Genomic DNA, 4050 nt, shown 5'->3' on the forward strand with positions numbered 1-4050 from the left:
TACAATTTTAAGCTCCGATTCAACCAAATCAAGGAACAAATTGTTTTTTGGCTTAATTATTTGTTCAACTTCTATCCTGAAAATAATATTCCTATTTTTGTGGAAATTAAAAATAGCTCTTTTTAAGGGTTGACTATTTAGCTTGAGTTTTCAAAAGGAATTCCGGATTGATGGAAAAATAACTTTAAGAAGTGAAATTGGTTTGGCAACTGGAAGTTCTGAAATTGAATATCCTGATGGTAAAAAAGAAAAATCTTTTTTAATTTTACCTTTTGTTCGAGTAGAGCCAAGATGGTATTATAGCCTTGATCGTCGAAGAAGATTGAATAAAATCACTACTAACAATAGTTCTAATTATATTTCGCTTTTAACTTCTTTTGCGTCTAGTAGAACTTCTTTGGTAAATACTAAGGATTTTGAAGCCGCACCTTTCATTTCAATAATTCCAGAATTTGGTATTCGAAGAACGAGCACTTCGGGACATTTTTTTACAGAATATTCAGCTGGTTACGGTTACAAGCACAATTTTTTTGATAAATCTTTTACTTATAAAGCGAGCCAAAATGAATTTATATTTGACTTTCAATATAAGATTGGCTATATTTTTTAGTGTTTTAAATCTTAATATTTTCTATTAATTTCTTAATCCAATAACTTCTTAATCACTCGACTACTCGCAATCAGCAAAGCGATTAAACCAAGCATGACAATTGTTGCCAAAACAATTAACACGTTTTCTAAAGAAAAAACTACCTGATAAACAGAAAATTATTTTCTCATTTGGATCAGATTGAAGAAGCTTATTCAGGATATGAGGTAGTTTAAAAATAAAGAATCTGAATTATTTTTCTCAAATTTTCGCTATATTTGTCTCTAAATACTATTGATAATGAGTGTTCAAACCGAAAAATCTCTTTTAATTGATTTACTTCAAAACATCAATGACATTTCTATTATTCAGAATGTGAAAAATTTTGTTTTGCACGAAATTGAACCTGTTTCTCTATCCGAGAATCAAAAAAAAGAACTGGATATAAGAATATTGGAACATCAAGAAAATCCTAAAGCTGGAGTTGATGCATTAGAGTTTTTAGATTCTTTAAAATCTAAATATGAGTTATAACAAACTCATTTTAAAAACGAATGCAGCAATAGAAATTGAAAATACAATTGCGCATTATGCTTTAATCAATATTGATTTAGCCAAAAGAATTGAGAAAGAAATACGATTAAGTTTTAAAACTATTGTTAAAAATCCTGAAAGTTTCCAATGTCGGTATTCTAAAATTAGAATAATTTGGTTGAATAAATTCCCTTATGGTTTGTATTATATCTGGGAAAAAGATGAAATATTTATTTTGGCATTTTGGCATTCAAAAGAAGATATTCCTAACAAGCTTCCTCAGATTTTGTAAACTAATCCAACAACTTCTTACTCACCCGACTACTTGCAATCAGCGAAGCGATAAAGCCAAGCGTGACAATAGTTGCCAAAACAATCAATACGTTTTCTGTAGAAAAAACTACTGGATAAGCAAGTGTCGGTGTTATCATTACCAATTCAAAATGTTGTTGAAGCAAAACGATTGCAATTCCTAAACCTAAACCAATTATTCCTCCAAAAATGCTTAATAATGTACCTTGAAGCAGGAATATTTTGCGCAAATCCTTGATCTCGGTTCCTAGATTTAATAGCGTTTTCAGATTTCCTTTTTTGTCCAGAATCATCATAATTAATGCGCCAATCAAATTGAAAAGAGCAATTACAATTACCAAAGTAAATATCAAATACACCGCAAGATTTTCGGTATTCAACATTTTGTACAAAGAATCGTTGAGTTGAGCTCTGTTTTTAACGGTAATTTTATTGTTGAAAATGGTTTGAAGTTTACTTACGATTGCATTTTCATCTGCATCTTTTGCCATTTTGACTTCAATTCCTGAAATTTGGTTGGGTTTGTATTGCAATAATTCCTGCGCCAAACCTAGGTCGGCAAAAACATATTTCGAATCCAAGTCTTCACTTATAGCATAAATTCCGACCGGAACAAGAATCATTTTATTGAAAGCTTCTTCGGGATTTTCGATATTTCCTTTTCCGGGTTTTGGAGCTAAAACCTCTAAATAATGATTGTAATCTAATAAACCCATAGAGAATTGTTGGGCAATTCCGTAACCCACAACTACTTCATCTGAATTTGGCTTTAACCAAACGCCGTTATAAAGTGTTTTTTTAATTTCATTTACAGTATTATAATTAGCATCGACACCTTTCAAATAAGTGACCTCTTGTTTGCCGTCAAAAGTGAATAAAACACGCTCTTCTACTATTTTACTGTAGGAAACAAGTCCGTCTATTTGATTGATTTTACTTTCTTGTGAAGGTGAAATTAAAAGCGATTTTCCGAATGTGCTGCTTATTTTTAAATCGGGATCAATATCATTGGAGAAGGAAAGACTAAAAACTTTCAGCCCACTAAAAACGGATAAAACCACGAACAAAGCCATTGCGCCAACAATGATTCCCATACTGGCAATGCGATTGATGATATTGATAGCATTGTTTTTGCTGTTGCTAAAAATATATCGTTTGGCTATATAAAGAGAGAAATTCAAATTTTATTGAAATCTACGTTTTTCTAAAAGCTCACGGTTTTCAATAGGATTGTCTTTATTCGATAGAGCGTTGTCTATTTTTTCTATATAGTCTAAAGAATCGTCTATAAAGAAAACTAAATTAGGAACTTTTCGCAATTGCAAGCGTACTCTTTGCGATAAATCGTGTTTGATTAATTTAGAATTTGTTTTTATTGCCACTAGAGTTTCTTTGGCTTTATCCTGAGGGAAAATGCTTAAATGAATTGTCGCTACTGATAAGTCTGTCGTTACGCTAACTTTGGATACCGAAATTATCAAATTTGAAACTCCGTTTTTTCTCAATTCACCTTGCAGAATGTCAACCAAATCTTTTTGGATCACGCCACCTATTTTTTTCTGTCTATTTGTTTCCATGGTGCAAAAATACTAATTTTTTGAGAGACACCGTTATAAAGTAGCCAACGGATAATTTTTTTTAGCTTTATTTAAGTTTAAATTTTTTGAAGAACCGTAAAAATTCCTTATTTTTAATGATGCAAAACACAACGTAAAAATGAATAAAATAGAACACATAGGAATAGCAGTAGCTAATTTAGCTGATTCGTTACTAATTTATGAAAAACTTTTTGGAGAACCAGCTTATAAACATGAGCAAATCGCCAGCGAAGGAGTGAACACGGCTTTTTTTAGGAATGGTCCAAATAAAATTGAACTTCTGGAGGCAACCAATCCCGCAAGCCCTATTGCAAAATTTATTGCCAAAAAAGGAGAAGGAATGCATCATATTGCTTTTGAAGTTAATGATATTGTAACCGAAATTGCTCGTTTAAAAAGCGAAGGATTTATCATTTTGAACGAAACTCCCAAAAAAGGAGCTGATAATAAATTAGTTGCTTTTTTGCATCCAAAAAGCACCAATGGTGTTTTGATAGAATTATGTCAGGAGATTCGATAAATGCAGAAGGGTTTTGTATTGTAATCTCAATCTAGTACTAATCGGATTATGTTTCTGTTGGTGCTTAAAAGTAGAAAAACAAAAATCAATTAAAAAAATAGTTGCAGTAAATATAAAATTGTAGTAAATTCGCAACCGCAAAATGGTCCTATAGCTCATTCGGTTAGAGCAACTGACTCATAATCAGTAGGTGCTTGGTTCGATTCCAAGTGGGACCACGATTTAAACACAAAAAGCCTTGTAAACGAATAGTTTACGAGGCTTTTTTTTATTTTGTTCAATTCTTTTATTTTTTTGTACTAAAAAAATTTGATTGTTCGTAGTTACCCAAAGTTGAATAAAAAGCTTTATATTTTATCATTGTTGTCCGATAAAAGTAAATAAAAAAGAAGCCATAAAAATGGCTTCTCAATTAAAATCGTAATTTGGTTTTGCAAAAGACAAAAAACGATGAGTAAAAGTAATTATTTTTCTAGTAAATCTGTTTTCGGACAGCT

Annotated in this window: 6 protein-coding genes, 1 tRNA gene and 1 pseudogene; 5 read left to right on the forward strand and 3 right to left on the reverse strand. The window is 31.2% G+C overall.

Annotated elements, in window-relative coordinates:
• Positions 1–142 precede the first annotated feature (142 nt).
• A complete protein-coding gene (locus tag RMO83_RS13850; protein WP_310560291.1) occupies positions 143–610 on the forward strand; it encodes a hypothetical protein in 468 nt (155 codons plus the stop codon).
• Positions 611–642: 32 nt separating this feature from the next.
• Here RMO83_RS13850 and RMO83_RS17015 read toward each other — a convergent pair.
• A pseudogene (locus RMO83_RS17015) lies at positions 643–759 on the reverse strand (ABC transporter permease); the annotation flags it as partial.
• 130 nt (positions 760–889) lie between these two features.
• On the opposite strand from RMO83_RS17015, the gene RMO83_RS13855 reads away from it, so the two are divergent.
• Together RMO83_RS13855 and RMO83_RS13860 are read left to right on the forward strand one after the other, a co-directional pair.
• Entirely contained in the window at positions 890–1123 is a 234-nt protein-coding gene (locus tag RMO83_RS13855; RefSeq protein ID WP_310560292.1) for a hypothetical protein, read from the forward strand.
• Entirely contained in the window at positions 1113–1415 is a 303-nt protein-coding gene (locus RMO83_RS13860) for a type II toxin-antitoxin system RelE/ParE family toxin (protein ID WP_310560293.1), read from the forward strand. The genes RMO83_RS13855 and RMO83_RS13860 overlap by 11 nt, the downstream gene beginning before the upstream one ends.
• A 1-nt stretch (position 1416) precedes the next feature.
• Here RMO83_RS13860 and RMO83_RS13865 read toward each other — a convergent pair whose 3' ends face one another.
• Together RMO83_RS13865 and rbfA are read right to left on the reverse strand one after the other, a co-directional pair.
• Positions 1417–2616 carry an FtsX-like permease family protein gene (locus RMO83_RS13865; protein WP_310560294.1) on the reverse strand — a complete coding sequence of 400 codons (1200 nt, stop codon included), beginning with the start codon at positions 2614–2616 and terminating at the stop codon, positions 1417–1419.
• Positions 2617–2619: 3 nt separating this feature from the next.
• Positions 2620–3012, reverse strand: a complete 393-nt coding sequence (gene rbfA / locus RMO83_RS13870) for a 30S ribosome-binding factor RbfA (protein WP_310560295.1) — start codon at positions 3010–3012, stop codon at positions 2620–2622.
• Positions 3013–3151: 139 nt separating this feature from the next.
• Here rbfA and mce point away from each other — a divergent pair, with 139 nt between their 5' ends.
• Positions 3152–3553, forward strand: a complete 402-nt coding sequence (mce, locus tag RMO83_RS13875; protein ID WP_310560296.1) for a methylmalonyl-CoA epimerase — start codon at positions 3152–3154, stop codon at positions 3551–3553.
• Positions 3554–3697: 144 nt separating this feature from the next.
• Positions 3698–3771 (forward strand) — tRNA-Ile (locus tag RMO83_RS13880).
• Positions 3772–4050 lie beyond the last annotated feature (279 nt).

The sequence above is a fragment of the Flavobacterium sp. genome, from assembly GCF_031423415.1.
Classification (GTDB): domain Bacteria; phylum Bacteroidota; class Bacteroidia; order Flavobacteriales; family Flavobacteriaceae; genus Flavobacterium.

Bases quoted from the DNA above. Each gene is read 5' to 3' on its own strand.
- RMO83_RS13855 (WP_310560292.1), top strand. From the start codon at position 890: ATGAGTGTTCAAACCGAAAAATCTCTTTTAATTGATTTACTTCAAAAC.
- RMO83_RS13860 (WP_310560293.1), top strand. From the start codon at position 1,113: ATGAGTTATAACAAACTCATTTTAAAAACGAATGCAGCAATAGAAATT.
- rbfA (WP_310560295.1), bottom strand. From the start codon at position 3,012: ATGGAAACAAATAGACAGAAAAAAATAGGTGGCGTGATCCAAAAAGAT.
- mce (WP_310560296.1), top strand. From the start codon at position 3,152: ATGAATAAAATAGAACACATAGGAATAGCAGTAGCTAATTTAGCTGAT.